Origin of the sequence: Flavobacterium swingsii (assembly GCF_900111965.1) — a bacterium.
In the GTDB taxonomy this organism is placed as follows: domain Bacteria; phylum Bacteroidota; class Bacteroidia; order Flavobacteriales; family Flavobacteriaceae; genus Flavobacterium; species Flavobacterium swingsii.
Genome location: NZ_FOJT01000004.1, coordinates 382683 through 400265 on the forward strand (window position 1 = coordinate 382683; position 17583 = coordinate 400265).

Annotated in this window: 17 protein-coding genes; 10 read left to right on the forward strand and 7 right to left on the reverse strand. The window is 34.2% G+C overall.

All coding sequences use genetic code 11. The annotated features are described in order from the left end of the window. Window positions 1-8 precede the first annotated feature (8 nt). The 3 genes from infB to rimP are packed head-to-tail and all read right to left on the reverse strand — an operon-like array spanning window position 9 to window position 4660. Window positions 9-2885 (reverse strand): translation initiation factor IF-2, encoded by a 2877-nt coding sequence (infB, locus tag BM053_RS08855; protein ID WP_091476512.1) that lies wholly within the window; start codon window positions 2883-2885, stop codon window positions 9-11. Between the two features lie 53 nt (window positions 2886-2938). Further along, on the reverse strand, window positions 2939-4180 hold the full coding sequence (gene nusA / locus BM053_RS08860) for a transcription termination factor NusA (protein ID WP_091476516.1): 1242 nt from the start codon (window positions 4178-4180) through the stop codon (window positions 2939-2941). A 15-nt stretch (window positions 4181-4195) separates the two neighbouring features. Further along, the gene (gene rimP / locus BM053_RS08865; protein ID WP_091476519.1) at window positions 4196-4660 is read right to left on the reverse strand and encodes a ribosome assembly cofactor RimP; all 465 of its coding nucleotides are present in this window, start codon (window positions 4658-4660) and stop codon (window positions 4196-4198) included. Window positions 4661-4834: 174 nt separating this feature from the next. Between rimP and BM053_RS08870 the strand changes: the two genes are divergently transcribed. Next, a complete protein-coding gene (locus tag BM053_RS08870; RefSeq protein ID WP_091476521.1) occupies window positions 4835-5659 on the forward strand; it encodes a universal stress protein in 825 nt (274 codons plus the stop codon). Window positions 5660-5738: 79 nt separating this feature from the next. On the opposite strand, the gene BM053_RS08875 is transcribed toward BM053_RS08870, so the two are convergent. Then, the gene (locus tag BM053_RS08875; RefSeq protein WP_091476684.1) at window positions 5739-6170 is read right to left on the reverse strand and encodes a tellurite resistance TerB family protein; all 432 of its coding nucleotides are present in this window, start codon (window positions 6168-6170) and stop codon (window positions 5739-5741) included. Window positions 6171-6318: 148 nt separating this feature from the next. On the opposite strand from BM053_RS08875, the gene BM053_RS08880 reads away from it, so the two are divergent. The 4 genes from BM053_RS08880 to BM053_RS08895 all read left to right on the forward strand — a co-directional run bounded on the left by BM053_RS08880 (window position 6319) and on the right by BM053_RS08895 (window position 10026). Further along, complete coding sequence (locus BM053_RS08880) at window positions 6319-6912, forward strand: HupE/UreJ family protein (protein WP_091476523.1); 594 nt, start codon at window positions 6319-6321, stop codon at window positions 6910-6912. Window positions 6913-7255: 343 nt separating this feature from the next. Continuing rightward, window positions 7256-7684 (forward strand): deoxycytidylate deaminase, encoded by a 429-nt coding sequence (locus tag BM053_RS08885; protein WP_091476526.1) that lies wholly within the window; start codon window positions 7256-7258, stop codon window positions 7682-7684. Window positions 7685-7789: 105 nt separating this feature from the next. Beyond that, window positions 7790-9364 (forward strand): S41 family peptidase, encoded by a 1575-nt coding sequence (locus BM053_RS08890; RefSeq protein ID WP_091476529.1) that lies wholly within the window; start codon window positions 7790-7792, stop codon window positions 9362-9364. A gap of 89 nt (window positions 9365-9453) precedes the next feature. Beyond that, a complete protein-coding gene (locus BM053_RS08895) occupies window positions 9454-10026 on the forward strand; it encodes a hypothetical protein (protein ID WP_091476531.1) in 573 nt (190 codons plus the stop codon). A 24-nt stretch (window positions 10027-10050) separates the two neighbouring features. On the opposite strand, the gene BM053_RS08900 is transcribed toward BM053_RS08895, so the two are convergent. The 3 genes from BM053_RS08900 to BM053_RS08910 form a co-directional block, all read right to left on the reverse strand. Further along, on the reverse strand, window positions 10051-10659 hold the full coding sequence (locus BM053_RS08900) for an FAD-dependent oxidoreductase (RefSeq protein ID WP_091476534.1): 609 nt from the start codon (window positions 10657-10659) through the stop codon (window positions 10051-10053). A gap of 2 nt (window positions 10660-10661) precedes the next feature. Next, window positions 10662-10862 carry a hypothetical protein gene (locus BM053_RS08905; protein WP_091476536.1) on the reverse strand — a complete coding sequence of 67 codons (201 nt, stop codon included), beginning with the start codon at window positions 10860-10862 and terminating at the stop codon, window positions 10662-10664. Window positions 10863-10992: 130 nt separating this feature from the next. Further along, on the reverse strand, window positions 10993-11571 hold the full coding sequence (locus BM053_RS08910; protein WP_091476539.1) for a MarC family protein: 579 nt from the start codon (window positions 11569-11571) through the stop codon (window positions 10993-10995). 319 nt (window positions 11572-11890) lie between these two features. Here BM053_RS08910 and BM053_RS08915 point away from each other — a divergent pair, with 319 nt between their 5' ends. The 5 genes from BM053_RS08915 (at window position 11891) to BM053_RS08935 (ending at window position 17527) form a co-directional block, all read left to right on the forward strand. Continuing rightward, window positions 11891-12460, forward strand: a complete 570-nt coding sequence (locus BM053_RS08915) for a DUF3109 family protein (protein WP_091476542.1) — start codon at window positions 11891-11893, stop codon at window positions 12458-12460. A 248-nt stretch (window positions 12461-12708) separates the two neighbouring features. Beyond that, window positions 12709-13686, forward strand: a complete 978-nt coding sequence (locus BM053_RS08920) for a ribonucleotide-diphosphate reductase subunit beta (RefSeq protein ID WP_091476545.1) — start codon at window positions 12709-12711, stop codon at window positions 13684-13686. Between the two features lie 216 nt (window positions 13687-13902). Next, window positions 13903-16326, forward strand: coding sequence for a ribonucleoside-diphosphate reductase subunit alpha (locus tag BM053_RS08925; RefSeq protein ID WP_091476548.1), 2424 nt, complete (start codon window positions 13903-13905; stop codon window positions 16324-16326). A 148-nt stretch (window positions 16327-16474) separates the two neighbouring features. Then, on the forward strand, window positions 16475-17065 hold the full coding sequence (locus tag BM053_RS08930) for a hypothetical protein (protein WP_091476550.1): 591 nt from the start codon (window positions 16475-16477) through the stop codon (window positions 17063-17065). 9 nt (window positions 17066-17074) lie between these two features. Next, a complete protein-coding gene (locus BM053_RS08935; protein WP_091476552.1) occupies window positions 17075-17527 on the forward strand; it encodes a GNAT family N-acetyltransferase in 453 nt (150 codons plus the stop codon). Window positions 17528-17583: the final 56 nt, after the last annotated feature.

Here is a 17583-nt window from a genome sequence, read left to right on the forward strand (position 1 = left end):
TTTGAATATTATTTCAGTTTACGTTTTACAGCTACTTCTGTAAATCCTTCGATAATATCGTCGATTTCGATTTCGTTGAATCCTTTTATTTGGATACCACAATCGTAACCTTTTGCTACTTCTTTTACATCGTCTTTGAAACGTTTCAGTGCAATAATATCACCTGTGTGAATAACTACATTGTCACGGATTACGCGAACTTTGTTTGCTCTTAATATTTTACCATCGGTAATCATACATCCTGCAATAGTTCCTACTTTAGAGATTTTGAAAAGCTCTCTAACTCCTGCAAGACCTGTAATTTCTTCTTTCATTTCTGGAGAAAGCATGCCTTCCATTGCATCACGTAAATCGTCGATTGCGGCGTAGATAATAGAATAATGACGGATGTCGATTTCTTCTTTATCGGCTAATTGCTTAGCATTTCCTGCTGGACGAACGTTAAATCCAATAATAATTGCATCTGATGCTGAAGCCAACATAACGTCAGTTTCTGTAATGGCTCCAACTCCTTTGTGAATGATGTTGATTTGTATTTCTGGTGTAGATAATTTTGAGAATGAATCTGATAATGCTTCTACCGAACCATCAACGTCTCCTTTAAGGATAATATTCAATTCTTTAAATTGTCCCAATGCGATACGACGACCAATTTCATCAAGTGTAATATGACGTTGTACACGTACTGATTGCTCACGCATTAATTGGGTACGTTTTGCTGCAATGGCTTTTGCTTCTCTTTCGTCGGCAAAAATATTGAACTTGTCACCTGCTGTTGGTGCACCAGCCAAACCTAATATAGATATTGGTGTTGATGGACCTGCTTCTGTAACATTATTTCCACGTTCATCTTGCATTGCTTTGATTTTTCCATGGTTTTTTCCTGCAAGGATATAATCTCCTACACGCATGGTTCCAGATTGTACTAATACTGTTGATACATATCCACGACCTTTGTCAAGGAATGCTTCAACTACTGTTCCAGTTGCTGGTTTATTCGGGTTTGCTTTCAGGTCTAAAACTTCTGCTTCAAGCAATACTTTTTCTAATAATTCTTTCATACCAATACCTGTTTTTGCAGATATATCTTGCGATTGGTATTTTCCTCCCCAGTCTTCTACAAGGAAATTCATTGCTGCTAATTTTTCCTTTATTTTTTCAGGATTAGCATTTTGCTTGTCTACCTTATTGATAGCAAATATAATTGGCACATTTGCCGCTTGTGCGTGAGATATTGCTTCTTTTGTTTGAGGCATGATATCATCATCGGCAGCAACTACAATAATAGCGATATCGGTAACTTGAGCTCCACGTGCACGCATCGCGGTAAACGCCTCGTGACCTGGTGTATCTAAGAATGCGATCTTTTGACCGTTTTCTAATTCTACTCCGTAAGCACCAATATGTTGTGTGATTCCTCCAGATTCTCCTGCAATTACGTTTGTTTTACGAACATAATCCAGTAAAGATGTTTTTCCGTGATCGACGTGTCCCATTACGGTAACAATCGGTGCGCGGTGAACTAAATCTTCGGCAGCATCTTCAATAACTTCGATATTTTCTTCTAGATCGGTAGTAATAAATTCTACTTCAAATCCAAATTCATCACAAACGATTGTCAATGTTTCTGCATCTAAACGTTGGTTCATGGTAACCATGATTCCAAGTGACATACAAGTTCCAATTACTTTGGTAATCGGCACATCCATCATGGTTGCAACCTCACCAACGGTAACAAATTCTGTTACTTTGATAGTTTTACTTCCAGCTTCGATTTCTCTTTGCTCATCATCAGATTTCTGACGGTGTGTATCTCTTTTGTCACGACGGTATTTTGCCGCTTTCGATTTGCTTCCTTTTCCTTGCAAACGCTCAAGAGTTTCTTTGATTTGGTTTTTTACTTCCTCTTCGGTAGGCTCAACTTTAGCTACAATAGCTGGTCTTGCTCCTTTTACGAAACCTGGTTTATTTGCACGATTAAAACTTCCACCAGTCGCGTTTCCGCCACCTGTGTTTGGTCTAATTAAGTTTGTTCCTGGTGTTCTAGGCGTTGCATTTGCTTCGCCTGGCTTAGTAGGAATTCTTTTGCGTTTATTTTTGTTTGCGTTATTGTTATTTCCCGCTCCTGCTGGTTTTACTGCTCCTTTATTAGGCTCAATTACTTTTTTAGGCTTGTTAAACTGCGATAAATCGATAGTTTGACCTGAAAAAGTGGGTCCAGAAAGTTTTGTGTATTTAGTTTCGTGTGTCTCATCAACAACTGGAGTTTCTTCAACTGAAGGATTTGAAGTTACTTCTGGTGTTTTTTCGACAACTGGTTTTGCTGTTTCTTTAACAGGCGCTTTAGCAATAGGAGTCTCTTTTATAGGAGCCTCTTTTACTACGTTTTGTTTTGGTTGCTCTGTTTTTTCAGGAGTTTTTGCAACTGGTGTTTCAGTTTTTGGCTCGGCTTTTACTTCTACTTTTGGTTCAGTTTTTACCTCTGCTTTTACTTCTGGAGCAATTGTTGGTTTGATAGTCGTTTTAGGCGATAAATCAATTGTTCCAACTTGTTTAGGTCCGGTTACAACAGCTTTTGCTTTAATAACTTCTTGACGTTGACGCTCTTCATCATGTTTGCGTTTTTCCTCTATTTCGTGTTCTCTTTCTACACGCAAAGCTTCTTTTTCTTTTCGCTTTTCTTCGCCAACTTCTTTTGAAGCGTCTTTATTTCCTTTGTCTCCAGCAAATTGATTAGACAGGACATTATACACTTCGTCAGAGATTTTCGTATTAGGATTAGACTCAATTACGTGTCCTTTATCCTTTAGATAATCTACGGCTCTTTCTAACGAGATATTAAATTCCCTTAAAACTTTGTTTATTCTTATTGTACCTTCAGACATAAAATCTTTTTATATTATCTTTTTATTGTGGTATGCGTATGCTGATCAAGAATTTATTCTTCAAATTCTTCTTTCAATATTCTAACTACTTCAAGAATAGTTTCTTCTTCTAAATCGGTTCTTCTTACTAAGTCGTTTACATCTTGACTTAGGATGCTTTTTGCTGTATCCAAACCAATTTTCGCAAATTCTTCGATAACCCAAGCTTCGATTTCGTCTGAGAATTCTGTTAATTCTACATCATCGTCGGCGGCAACGGTTCCTTCTCTAATTACATCAAGTTCATAGCCAGTTAATTGTCCAGCTAGTTTGATATTGTGTCCTCCACGACCAATTGCTTTTGAAACTTCTTCTAATTTCAAGAAAACTTCGGCACGTTTTGTCTCTTCATTAATTTTGATAGAAGATACTTTTGCAGGACTTAACGCTCTTGTAATATACAATTGTATGTTAGTCGTATAATTGATAACATCGATATTTTCGTTTCCTAATTCGCGAACAATTCCGTGAATACGTGATCCTTTCATTCCGACACAAGCTCCAACTGGATCGATACGATCATCGTAAGAATCGACAGCTACTTTTGCTTTTTCGCCAGGAATACGAACTACGTTTTTCACCATAATTAATCCGTCGAAAACTTCTGGAATTTCTTGTTCAAATAATTTTTCTAGGAACTTTTCTGAAGTTCTAGACATAATAATTTGTGGTTTGTTTCCTTTTAATTCAACAGATTCAATAATTCCACGAACGTTATCTCCTTTACGGAAAAAGTCAGACGGAATTTGTTTTTCTTTTGGCAAGATGATTTCATTTCCTTCGTCGTCTACAAGAATTACTACTCTTGGACGTACGTGGTGCACTTCTCCTGTATATATATCTCCAATTAAATCTTTAAATTGTTTGTAAAGATTTGTATTGTCATGTTCGTGAATTTTTGAAATAAGATTTTGACGCAATGCCAAAATTGCTCTTCTTCCAAGATCGATTAATTTTACTTCTTCAGAAACTTCTTCGCCAATTTCGAAATCGGGTTCGATTTTTCTTGCATCGGTAAGTGTAATCTCAAGGTGATCTAAATCTAAATCATCATCAGCTACAATTACTCTTCTCTGCCAGATTTCCATATCACCTTTATCAGGATTGATAATGATATCAAAATTATCGTCTGAACCGTATTTTTTCTTCAATGCGTTTCTAAACACATCTTCCAAAATCGCCATAAGCGTTGGGCGATCTATCGATTTGTCGTCCTTAAATTCTGAAAATGAATCTATTAATGCTAAATTCTCCATGCCAACTCTTTTAATTTAAAATATGATTATAACTATAGCTTCTTGAATATCCGCGTAAGCGATTTTTTCGTTATGCACTACTGTTTCTTTTCCTTTTCCTACCTTTTTTGGTTCTCTCGAACTCCATTCTACTGTAATATCCTCGTCCGAAACTTCTAAAAGCAAAGCTTCGATGGTTTGAGCTGCCGTTTTTATTTTTAAAGTTCTTCCAATATTTTTTTTGTATTGACGAACTAACTTTAATGGTAATGAAACGCCTGCCGAAGCAACTTCTAAAGCAAAATCTACTTCTTCTCGGTCTAAATTATTATCGATTGCTCTACTAATGTTGATACAATCTTGTAATTGAACGCCATTGTCACCATCTAAAGTTATAACAATTTTGTTTGCATCGTTGATATTTAAATCAATTAAAAATAAGCTTGGATATTCTGCCAAACCTTGTTCTAACAACTCTTTTACTTTTTCTTTAAATGCCATATTGTATAAAAAGAGGGAAGCAGTGCTTCCCTCATTATTTAGATAAACTGCTTAATAATGTGCAAATATACTACTTTTTTTTAATTTACGAAATTTTGATTTATGTTAAATAATTTCCTACCTTTAATAAATAATTAAAAGATTAACCATTATTAACCCTAAAAACCAACGACTATGAAACGAATATTAGTTCCTACCGATTTTTCAGAAAATGCTGAACACGCTCTAAAAGTGGCTGCGCAAATAGCAAGAGATACAAACGGAGAAATTTTTTTAGTACACATGTTAGAGATTCCTTCGCAAATGGCAGATGCTGTGAGCGGTGGTGCAGCAATTCCAGAAATTGCCTTTTTTATTAATAAAGCGCACGAAAAATTAGAAGAAGTTCTGACTCGTGATTATCTGGAAGGAATTAATGTTAGCGAAGCAGTTAAGCTTGAAAGTGCTTTTGAAGGGATTATAAAATCTAGCAAAAAACACGATATAGATCTTGTGGTAATGGGTTCTCATGGTACATCAGGTTTCCAAGAATTGCTTATAGGTTCTACTACCGAAAAGATAGTGAGAACATCGGAAGCTCCGGTTTTAGTAATTAAGCATGATACAAATAATTTTAAGACTGATCGTTTTGTATTTGCTTCAGATTTTTCTAAAGAAGTAAAAAAACCTTTCGAAAAAATTATTGCTTTTGCTAATGTTTTTGGTTCACACCTAGACTTAGTGATGATAAATACTCCAAATAGTTTTAAAACCTCTCATGCGGCACAAAAAATAATGAAGGAGTTTGTTTCAGATTTTTCAATTACAAATTATTCGTTACATATATATAATGATGCAAATATTGAAACTGGCGTTTTGAATTTTGCAAGTAGTGTTAATGCGGATTTAATAGGCATGTGCACACACGGAAGAACAAGTTTGTATCATTTCTTTAACGGAAGTATTAGCGAGGGCTTAGTAAATCATGCTAGTAAACCAGTTGTTACTTTTAAAATTTAATTTTAATAGAAATTAATCTTTATAATAAAAAAACCACCGCAATTTGCGGTGGTTTTTTTTGAAATTATAACAACTTTTTTTATTTGTTCATGTGTTGCATTTCGTACAAAAATGTATCTAAATCTACATTTAACATAAGAAGTGAAAAAGCTTTATCTACTATATAGCTTACATTTCCTGGCGTAAATCCTAGTGCTAATGTGAATTTAATAAGAATCTCTTTTTGTTTAGGTCCAAGAATATGATCGGCATAAACCATTCTAGATAAATCGTACAAACGCTCTAATCTTTGTGTGTGTAATACTGGTGGATTAATAGGATATTTTAGAGGATTTTCTAAAATTTCTTCATATTCGGCATCAGAAATTTCTAAACGTGTTTTTAGTTTGTCTAAAAATTGTTTTTCTTCTGTACTCAAATCACCATCAGCAATTGCTACACGAACAATGGCAGAAAAATGACCTTTATTTCTTGTTTTAAATTCGCTATCGAATAAATCTGAAAAAGACATAATGTTATAGTTTATATTTACACAAAGATACTCATATTCTTTTTTCTTTAAAATCATTTTCAAAATTGTTTTCAAAACAATCAAATCTAAAAAAGCAGTCAGAAACAAAAAATAATTTGTAAGTTTGGTAAACCCAAACCTTATTGTTATGTCTGAATTCTGGTTATATTTTAATATCGGCTTAAAACACGTACTCGATATAAATGCTTACGATCACGTTTTATTTCTAATCGCACTAACTGTCCCGTATGCTTTCAAAGATTGGCGAAGACTGTTACTACTCATCTCGCTTTTTACACTAGGACACACATTAGCCTTAATTCTTTCGGTATTTGGAGTCGTTTATATCAAAGCCAATCTTATAGAGTTTATAATTCCCATCACAATCCTATTGGTAGCATTATTTAATCTTTTTACAGCAGGAAAAAATAACAAAGGCGAAGGAATTAGCCTTTTAGCTTTTATAACATTATTCTTCGGAATCATTCACGGATTAGGATTCTCCAACTATTTCAAGACCATTTTACCAGGAAACGCAACGGACAAATTACTTCCTTTGTCAGAATTTGCTTTAGGAATAGAAACCGCTCAAGTAATCGTCGTTTTTGTCATTCTAATTATTTCCTATATTGTACAAACCGTTTTCAGATTCTCCAAAAGAGACTGGACGCTCGTCATGTCGGCATTTATAATAGGAGTAGTTATTCCGCTAATCATTCAAAGTCCAGTTTGGAGCAGATAATTCATTTTTAGGAGCGAAAAGCTTGGGCATTTTTGCAAACCCTATTCCTGCTTTTCATTACAATCTTTTTCTTGTTCTCGATACGCTCTTCGAGCTACTCGAACTGACGAAAAAGGATTTCCATTTCAATCAGGGCTATTAGAGAAACCATTTTAACTTCAGTAAATATTTTTTGAAATAAATAACAACTAATTGTCTTCCTGAGCGAAGTCGAAGGATTCATGAGGTTTCGACTCCGCTCAACCTGACAACTCCACATTTTTTAGTTAAATCTTTGTCAAATTCACCCAATTCATCATTCAACTCAAAAAATGATTTACTTTTGTCTCGTTCAAAAAACGAGATGAAAGAGAAAAAACAAAACAAATACGATAAAGCCTATTTGCGATTAGCAAAAGAATGGGGCAAACTTTCCTATTGCAAACGCAAACAAGTTGGCGCGATTATTGTGCGTGACAGAATGATAATTTCCGATGGGTACAATGGTTCGCCATCAGGTTTCGAAAATTGTTGCGAAGACGAAGAAGGACTTACAAAATGGTATGTACTTCATGCCGAGGCAAATGCAATACTAAAAGTAGCTCGTTCGACACAAACCTGCGAAGGCGCCACTTTATATATTACGCTTTCGCCATGCAAAGAATGTAGCAAATTAATACACCAATCGGGAATAAAAAGAGTTGTGTATCTAGAAGGCTACAAAGATAATTCTGGATTAGAATTTCTAGAAAAAGCGGGTGTTCAAGTAGATCATATTCAAGAAATTGAATAAATAATACGAAATATACCTGACAGGTTTTTAAACCTGTCAGGTATAATAAATGAATATCAGCGTTCTATTTCAAGCCTTGATTCGCATAAATAATACATTTTCTAAATGAAAGTTGATAAAGTATATTTTCCGTTACTCATTTTTACAGCAATAGCTGTTGGTTTTTTGTTGGGCGGAATTTTTGTTAGAATTCCGGTTTCGGCAAAGCTAAATACTGAGAATCAATCCAAACAAAAACTCAATAAACTTATCGATTTTATAAACGACGAATATGTAGACAATGTAAATACTGATTCGATTGTAGACCAAACCGTAAACGGAATTTTAGGTAAACTCGACCCACATTCGGTATATATCGCAAAAAACGAAGCGCAAGGTGTTGCCGAAAGTATGAAAGGTGATTTTGTAGGTATTGGTGTCAACTTTTTTGTCGATAATGATACTGTTGCAGTCATCAAACCTGTAGAAGGTGGTCCTTCTGAAAAAGCAGGAATCAAGGCTGGTGACAGGATTTTGTCTGCCAATAACGAAAAACTTTTTGGTAAAAAAATTACCACCGAAAAATTGTATTCAAAATTAAAAGGAGAACCAAACTCCGAAGTAATTTTGTCAATTTTTAGAAAATCGACAAACAAAAAATTCAATCTAAAAGTAATCCGCAATGTTATTCCGCTAAAAAGCGTCGATATTGCTATTATGCTCAATAAAAAAACAGGATATATTAAAGTAAATCGCTTTTCCGAAACCACTTATAAGGAATTTAAAGTTGGGTTAAATAAATTAGTAAAACAAGGCGCAAATTCTTTAGTTATAGACCTTCGGGACAATGGTGGTGGTTATCTTGACCAGGCAGTTTCTATAGCCGATGAGTTTCTGAAAGACAAAAAACTTATTGTTTTTACTAAAAATAAGAAAAAACGCATCGACAAAACTTTCGCTACAAGCGATGGTGTTTTCGAGAACGGAAAAGTAACGTTGCTAATTAACGAAAATTCTGCTTCGGCAAGCGAAATTCTAGCTGGCGCCATACAAGATAATGACAGAGGTTTGGTCGTTGGTCGTCGTTCTTTTGGTAAAGGATTAGTGCAAAGAGAAATGCCTTTCCAAGACGGAAGTACAGTAAGATTAACTGTTGCGAGATATTATACGCCAACTGGAAGATCTATTCAGAAATCGTATAAAGAAGGAAGCGAAGAATATCTAAACGAGTTTATGAATCGCTACAAAAACGGCGAATTATACGCTAAAGACAGTATAAAAATTGCCGACACATTAAAATTTAAAACACCAAAAGGAAGAATTGTATATGGCGGTGGCGGTATTGTACCAGATGTTTTTGTTCCGTTAGAATCTACAAAAGGAAACGAAGTAATTCCTATGATTATGCAGTCTGGATTGGTTTCCAACTTTGTTTTTAAAGAATTAGACCGTCACAGAAACCAGTTTTCTAACTTAAATTTCGCCCAAATTATTACTAAAATAGAAGGTTCGGATTTGTATTATAATCAATTCAAAAAAATGATCGAATTGAATGATTCCTTCATTGATTTAGATTCGAGTAAAAACTACATCAAACGTTATATTGCTGCTGAGTTTTGCCGACAATTATTAGGAGAAAGCCAATATTATCAGGTTGTTCTAAAAGACGATGTAATGATTAAGGAAGCTTTGAAGAATTAAGGCTTTGACTTGATTTTTTTAACTATAACTTACACAAGTTTATTAGTTAGCACTAATTTTAAACCAACTAAACTTAATACTTATAATATATGAAGAATGTAAAATATTTATTCTTTTTACTTTTTATTATTTCCAATTACGGTTGTTCTCAAGAAAAGAATAATAAAGAGTTAAATTTTAAAAATTCTATTGAATTTTCTATTGAAACTTCTAGCAATAGTATAAATCCTTTAATTAAAAAAATAAACACTATTCTTAATAATGGAGATATAGAAAGTTTATCAATGAACGAATACAATAATTGTAAATCTACTTTAAAAGCAAATAAAGAACTTCTGAATCAATTAGTTGAAATTGATAATAAAATCAACCTTAAACAAAAAACAATAAAGTATTTGGAAATTGTTGAGAAAATATCAGACGATTTTATACTGCCAATTATTAAACACATAAATGATCCGAATCAAAGTGAAATATTCGATCGAGAAAAACTAAAAGGAGGAATCGTATTAGTTGAGTCTTTAGTTAGCGAAACATCTGACTTAAATAATTCTCTTGACGAGTTTTGTGTAAAATATAAATTACCAAAAAAAATGAGTGATTTTGAAAAGAAAGATTACGCTGAAAAAATTAAAGCATTGAAATCAAAAACTAGTGGCTAATAGCGGTTTGTTGTAAATAAAAACCTACTCCCTCACACTATCATGAACATGCGTTTCAATGCCGTTATTCCATAAAGTAAGAATATCTGTAGCAACCGCAGCACCACTTCCGGCGGCAATAGCGAGCTGACTTCTGTGTCCGGCTAAAGTGCCAACAACATAAATTCCATCAGCGACTTTTTGGTCGTTATTTTGTAGTTGAATCCTATTTTTTTCTACCAATGACTTTTTGTGGGGCTCAATATAGTGTTGCAAACCTTCAATCGAAAATAAACTGGAAGAACCTACGCCTATTACAATGATTCTAGTTTGGTACGTGTTTTTATTGGTAACAACCACAAAATTTCCCGCTTCGCCAGAAACCGAAACTACTTTTTCGTCTTCTATTTGCGTAATATGAGGATAATTTTCTTGTAATTGTGTGGTGGTTTCGGTAAGGATTTCGGAGCCTAATTTCCCAGAAGAAATACCATAAGCATTATAAAAAATAGCATCTTGAAGTGACGATGCTTTTTGATGTGTAATAATGGCAATATTTTTGTCCTGAGCAAAAACTTTTTTGTGAGCAGAACCTAAAACTAAAGCGCACGAAACTCCCGAAACGCCTCCGCCAATAATTAAAACATCAAACACGATTATTGATTTTTTAATTTCTCTTCGATAGATTTAGACAATCTAAAAATAAGTAAAATAACTACGGCACAAACTATAGCGATAATTCCGATAAGTGCAATTAGACTTTCGCCTTCAAGTAAATTGTTAAAATCTAATCTAGTAAAATTGATACCAATAAAAACAATGGCTAACGCAATAATAATATATGTGAAAATTTTCATATGTAGATAATATTTTTTGTTATTGGAATATGGTATATTTATGAGGAAATCTTCGTTTGTGTTCGCGATTTAGGAATCATAAATATTTCATGTCAAATTTATTTATAGGTCAAAAATACTAAAATTTCGGTTATAGGAACAAGCCTTTAACATTAGCCGCAAATAATTTAACAGCAATAGCCAATAAAACGACTCCAAATACTTTTCTAATAATTCCCAAACCAGTAACACCTAGCATTTTTTCGATTTTAGAAGACGATTTCAAAACCGCATAAACCAAAATTATGTTCAGTAAAATTGCAATAATAATATTAATAGTATGAAACTGAGATTTCAGCGAAAGCAAAGTCGTCATCGTTCCTGCGCCAGCAATTAGCGGAAAAGCAATAGGTACGATTGAAGCCGTTTTTGCTTCCTCATCGCGATACAATCTAATACCCAAAATCATTTCTAACGCCAGAAAAAACAAGACAAACGAACCTGCAACAGCAAACGAATTCACGTCAATTCCTATTATATGTAGCAATTCTTCACCCACAAAAAGAAACGTAATCATAATAAACATCGCAACAATCGACGCTTTTTCCGAATGAATATGTCCCACTTTACTACGCAAATCAACAATTACAGGAATACTCCCAATAATATCAATCACGGCAAACAAAACCATACTTACCGTTACAATTTCTTTTAGACTAAGTTCAAACATAGTAGTAATTTTTATGCCACAAAAGTACGATTAAATTTTTATACTGAGCGTAGTCGAAGTATGGGCGTGACCCTCGCGGAAAAACTCGGGTCGTGCTATCCGTTACAATCTTTAGCTCGTTCCTCGCAAAAGGATTTCCGCTACTATCACTCACGCAATCAACCCGAAAATCAGTATTTAACAATTAGTAAAAATCCGCGTATCTCTGTGTAAACTCCGTGAATCTTTGTGTAATAACCATAATGAAAAGACTTGCGAAGCAAGTCGACTATTAACAATAAATTTTTGTAACTCAAAAACTTTAAACTACCTTTGCAAAATGTTTCAACTAGGAAAAACCATCGTATCGGAAGACATTCTTCAAAAAGAATTTGTATGCAACTTATCAGCTTGCAAAGGCGCTTGTTGTGTCGATGGAGATGCTGGCGCACCTTTATTAGAAGACGAAGTTAGAATCTTAGAAGAAATATATCCAAAAGTAAAACGATTTCTTCGCAAAGAAGGCATCGCTGCTATCGAAGCGCTAGGAACATCAGTTATTGGGACTGACGGAACACTCGAAACTACATTAATAGACAATAAAGATTGTGCTTATGTCATTTTCGATGGTAAAACCGCACTTTGCGGCATCGAACAAGCGTACAATCAAGGAATAATCGATTGGAAAAAACCAGTTTCGTGTCATTTGTATCCAATACGTGTCAAAGATTTTACCGAATTTGCAGCTGTAAATTATGATAAATGGGACATTTGCTCTCCAGCTTGTTCCTTAGGAAAAGAACTCGAAGTTCCAGTTTACAAATTTGTAAAAGAAGCACTTATTCGTCGCTTTGGCGAAAACTGGTATGCCGAACTTGAGAAGGTTGCCGAAGAGCTAAAAAACGAATAATTTTTAGTTTTTAAAATTAAAATAAAATCCCTTATTCTACAATACCTTGCCTTTTTTTACGTTTTTAAATAAGTGATTTACAGTTATTTAATAATTTTACAGAAAGTGTTTACAAAACCGTGCTTTGTTAAAAACTCAAGGCAATTGTGAATAACTATCTCTTTCATTTATAGATTCAAATTCCAATCTTTGTAAACCCCAATCGTTGCAAAAATCAATTTTTATAATACAATAAAAACCAATACACTATGTCTTTCGTAGAACCAATTTTACAAGAAAACAAAAATCGCTTTGTGATTTTTCCGATAAAGCACCACGATATTTGGGAATGGTACAAAAAAATGGAAGCTAGTTTCTGGACGGCCGAAGAAATCGACTTGTCTCAAGATTTAAACGATTGGAATAATAAACTCTCTGATGACGAACGTTATTTTGTAAAACATATTTTAGCATTTTTTGCTGCGTCGGACGGAATTGTAAACGAAAATCTAGCAGAAAACTTCGTCAATGAAGTGCAATATGCTGAAGCAAAATTCTTTTATGGTTTTCAAATCATGATGGAAAATATTCATTCTGAAACATATTCATTATTAATCGATACTTATGTAAAAGATGAAACTGAAAAAGATGAATTATTCAATGCTTTAGAAGTTTTTCCTGCGATTAAGAAAAAAGCAGATTGGGCTTTGAAATGGATTGAATCTGACTCATTCGCAGAACGTTTAATTGCTTTTGCAGCTGTAGAAGGAATTTTCTTTTCTGGTGCGTTTTGTTCTATTTATTGGTTAAAAAAGCGTGGCTTAATGCCAGGATTAACCTTTTCGAACGAATTAATTTCGCGTGACGAAGGTGTTCACTGTGATTTTGCAGTGCATTTGCACAACCATCATTTAGTAAACAAAGTGCCGAAAGAAAGAATTAGAAGTATTATTGTTGATGCTTTAAACATAGAAAGAGAATTTATTACTGAATCACTTCCAGTTTCGTTAATTGGTATGAATGCAGTTTTAATGACACAATATTTAGAATTCGTTGCCGATAGATTGTTAGTAGAATTAGGCTGTGATAGAGAATACAATACAGCAAATCCGTTCGACTTTATGGATATGATTTCGTTGCAAGGAAAAACAAACTTCTTCGAGAAGAAAGTTGCCGAATATCAGAAAGCAGGAGTTATGAATACCGATTCTGAAGCGCAAAAAATTAGTTTTGACGCTGATTTTTAGAAAAAAATCAAATACCACTAAATAAATACCAAAATTTTCAGTAAAGCCCCCAAATCTGAAAATTAGCTTAGCCCCGATGGAAGGGAAAATCCTTTTGTCTCGTTTTTTGGAACGAGACAAAAGATTTGGAATGACAGCGGGATTAGCTTCCTAAAATTATAATACAAATAACCCGAAAGAGCAAAGGGATTTGCTTTTTTACAAAACAAACAAATTATGTACGTAGTAAAAAGAGATGGGCACAAAGAGCCTGTAATGTTCGACAAAATCACAGAAAGAATTAAAAAACTGTGTTACGGATTGAATGATTTAGTAGATGCTGTAAAAGTAGCTATGCGAGTAATTGAGGGGCTTTACGACGGTGTTTCGACATCAGAATTAGATAATTTAGCGGCAGAAACCGCGGCTTCTATGACCATTGCGCATCCAGATTACGCACAACTAGCGGCGAGAATTGCAATTTCGAATTTGCACTCTAATACGAACAAATCTTTCTCGGAAACGATGAACGAAATGTATCATTACGTAAATCCTAGAAATGGGCAAGAAGCACCACTTTTGTCGGAAGAAGTACATAATGTTATCCAAGAAAATGCTGAATTTTTAAATTCACACATTATATATACAAGAGATTTTAATTATGATTATTTTGGTTTCAAAACGCTAGAACGTTCTTATTTGCTAAAAATAAACGGAAAAATCGTAGAGCGTCCGCAACACATGTTAATGCGTGTTTCGGTTGGAATTCACTTAAACGATTTAAAATCGGTGATAGAAACTTACGACTTAATGTCGAAAAAGTTCTTTACTCACGCTACGCCAACATTATTCAATGCGGGAACACCAAAACCTCAAATGTCATCTTGTTTCCTTTTGGCAATGCAAGACGATAGTATCGACGGGATTTACGATACGTTAAAACAAACGGCAAAAATATCACAATCGGCTGGAGGAATTGGACTTTCTATTCACAATGTTCGTGCAACAGGTTCTTATATTCGTGGAACAAACGGAACATCGAACGGGATTGTGCCAATGTTACGTGTTTTCAACGATACGGCTCGTTATGTAGATCAAGGTGGAGGAAAACGTAAAGGAAGTTTTGCGATTTATATCGAGACTTGGCATGCTGATATTTTCGATTTCTTGGATTTGAAAAAGAATACAGGAAAAGAGGAAATGCGTGCTAGAGATTTGTTTTTCGCTATGTGGACATCGGATTTATTCATGAAACGTGTCGAGGAAAATGGTAACTGGACTTTGATGTGTCCTAACGAATGTCCAGGTTTGTATGATGTGCACGGCGAAGAATTCGAAGCACTTTACACATCGTATGAAGCAGCTGGAAAAGGAAGAAAAACCATCAAAGCGCACGAATTGTGGGAAAAAATTCTAGAATCGCAAATCGAAACTGGAACGCCATATATGTTGTACAAAGATGCAGCAAACCGTAAATCGAACCAAAAAAATCTAGGAACCATTCGTTCGTCGAATTTGTGTACCGAGATTATGGAATATACATCGAAAGATGAAATTGCCGTTTGTAACTTGGCTTCACTTTCGTTGCCAATGTTCGTTGAAGGCGGAAAATTCAATCATGATTTGTTATTTACCGTAACTAAACGAGTAACAAGAAACTTAAATAAAGTTATCGACAGAAATTATTATCCAGTAATTGAAGGAGAAAATTCTAACAAACGCCACCGTCCAATTGGACTTGGTGTGCAAGGTTTGGCAGATGCTTTTATCATGTTGCGTTTGCCATTTACAAGCGATGAGGCAAAAAAATTGAATGAAGAAATTTTCGAAACTTTATATTTCGCAGCTGTAACCGCATCTATGGAAATGGCGATTGAAGAAGGACCGTATTCTACTTTTGCAGGTTCGCCAATTTCTCAAGGGGAATTTCAATACAACCTTTGGGGACTGAAAGACGAAGACCTTTCTGGTCGTTGGGATTGGGCAAGTTTGCGTAAGGAAGTAATGAAAAACGGAGTGAGAAATTCACTTTTGGTTGCGCCAATGCCAACAGCATCAACTTCACAAATTTTGGGTAATAACGAAGCATTCGAACCATATACTTCAAATATTTACACACGTCGTGTTTTATCTGGCGAATTTATCGTAGTGAACAAACATTTACTCGAGGATTTAGTAAAATTAGGCTTGTGGACAGAAGATTTGAAACAGCAATTAATGCGTGAAAACGGTTCAGTTCAGAATCTTGATATTCCGCAAGACTTGAAAGATTTGTACAAAACCGTTTGGGAAATGTCTATGAAAGATATTATCGATATGTCACGCCACAGAGGTTATTTCGTAGATCAATCACAGTCGTTAAACCTGTTTATGCAAGACGCAAATTATTCGAAACTAACATCGATGCACTTTTACGCTTGGAAATCAGGTTTAAAAACAGGAATGTATTATTTGAGAACAAAAGCGGCTGTCGATGCGATAAAATTCACGCTAAACAACGACAAAAAAGCCGAGCCAATTGCTGCTATCGAAGTGAAAGAGCAACCAGTTTTAGCTGAGGTCGAAGTGGTAACTACCGCAATGACAAACGAAGAATACCGCGCCATGATCGAGCTAGCCAAAAATGCTGGCCCTGAAGATTGTGAAATGTGTGGATCGTAATTAATTAAAAATTAAAAACAAATACAGCTGTCAAATTTGATGGCTGTATTTGTTTTAGGAGCTAATCCCGCTTTACGTTGCAATCTTTTCTTCGGCGAAAAGCCTCAAAAAAGGATTTCCACTGCAATCGGGGCTAAAAAATAAAGAAATGAGAAAAATAATTTATTTTACATTCATATTATTATTTCTAAGTTGTAAAAACGACAACTCAAAATTGAGTGAGGAAATCTTATCAAAAACATTTTATGATTTTGATAAAGTTGAATATTATAAAATCAATTTATCAATTTCAGAAATAGATAAAATATGTTCTCCTCCACTACCTTCAAAAAGCATAAAAGATTCAATAGAAAATAGTAAAAAAGGAGAATGGAATTCTTTTTTAAAATTGTATTCGCCAGAAAAAACAGATGATGTCAGATTCCTAAAAATGTTTAATGAAATCAAAAAAACTAAAATTTTAATTGAGAGTAAATACTACGACGTTCTTAAGTCAAAAATTTTAATTGAAAAAAAATGTGATTTCGATCAAGATATGATACCTTCAGTTGCGCCTTTGTATACTGACGTATTTATATTCTCGAAGAATAATAAGATAATTGGAATAGCAAAATTAAATTCAATGGGAAATTTTTCACATGTCTTTGTAGGAACAAATATGCGTACGACTTGCTTTGGTCAAAACGGCGAAATGAATTATCTAAAGAAAATATTAAATACAAAATCGTTTCTTAAATAATTTTTAAATATGCAAACACTAACTCGTACAACTTCCGAAAATCAAGATTTCACAAATCTCGTACTATTATTAGACGCGGATTTAAAAATTCGTGATGGCGAAGAGCATGAATTTTATGCTCAGATAAATAAAACTGCTGTTTTAAAAAATGTAATTGTATGTTACGAAAACGACATTGCAGTTGGTTGCGGTGCTTTTAGAGAAATAGATTCTCAAACAGCCGAAATAAAACGAATGTTTGTACTTCCTGATTATCGAGGAAAAGGAATTGCTTCAAAAATATTAGCGGAACTCGAGCTTTGGGTTTTGGAATTAAACTATACTCAAACGATTCTCGAAACAGGAATAAATCAGCCCGAAGCGATTGCATTGTACAAAAAAACAGGATATTCAATTACCAAAAATTATGGGCAATACACTAATATGGAAAATAGTGTTTGCATGAAGAAAGTCTTAAGATAAAGAAAATGTTATACCAGTAACTGCCATTTTTTTTATTAAAATAAAAGAGATACTTT